The following is an 871-nucleotide window of genomic DNA, read 5'->3' on the forward strand; positions in this document are numbered from 1 at the left end:
TAGCATTATTTTTGTTGGCGATGAAGGGATGAATACATTACTTGATTTAAAATATCAGAGAGAAATTAAAGCAGCCGATGGTCAAAATGGAGGCATTAAAAATATGCATGGTAAAAATGCTATTAATAAGTATATTAAAGTTCCGTTAGGTACATTAATTTATAATAATCAAACAAATGAAATTATTGGTGATATTACTACTCATAAGCAAGAANTTGTCTTANCAAAAGGTGGCCAGGGTGGCCGTGGTAATGCTCGCTTTGCAAATTCTAAAAATAAAGCACCGACTATCTTTGAAGCTGGTGATTTAGGGNAGACATTAGAGATTCGTTGTGAATTAAAAGTTTTAGCTGATGTTGGTCTAGTTGGTTTACCGAATGCTGGTAAATCAACTTTATTAGCAAAAATTTCAAAANCTAAACCACAGATAGCTGATTATCCATTTACTACCTTAACCCCGCAATTANGAGTGGTTCAAGATCAAAAACATCATAGTTTTGTTGTTGCAGATTTACCAGGGTTAATTGCTGGCGCAGCAGCAGGTAAGGGACTAGGACATGATTTTTTACGCCATATTGAACGTTGTAAATTAATTGTCCATGTCTTAGATATGTCAGGGAATTATGGAACAGAAGATGTTTACCAAAATTATTTAAATGTTAAAACAGAATTAAAAAAATATAATTATAAATTAGAATTACGACCAGAAATTATTGTAGCAAATAAAATGGATCTTGAGATTGCAGCAAAAAATTTAATTAAATTTAANACGCAAATTCCAACTGCAGAAATTATTGAAGTTAGTGGTTTAATGAATCAAAATTTATCATTNTTAATAAATCAAATTGGAGCAGCTTTGATAAAAATNAAG

At 30.9% G+C, this 871-nt stretch carries 1 protein-coding gene (only partly in view); it reads left to right on the forward strand.

Going from position 1 to position 871, the window contains the following annotated elements:
• Positions 1 to 871 carry part of the coding region annotated (gene obgE / locus BST80_RS04650; RefSeq protein ID WP_415746178.1) for a GTPase ObgE on the forward strand (this coding region is incomplete at its 3' end). Its footprint begins 128 nt before the window's first position, so 871 of the 999 annotated nt are shown.

Source organism: Spiroplasma sp. Moj, from assembly GCF_016082285.1.
Classification (GTDB): domain Bacteria; phylum Bacillota_I; class Bacilli_A; order Mycoplasmatales; family Mycoplasmataceae; genus Spiroplasma; species Spiroplasma phoeniceum.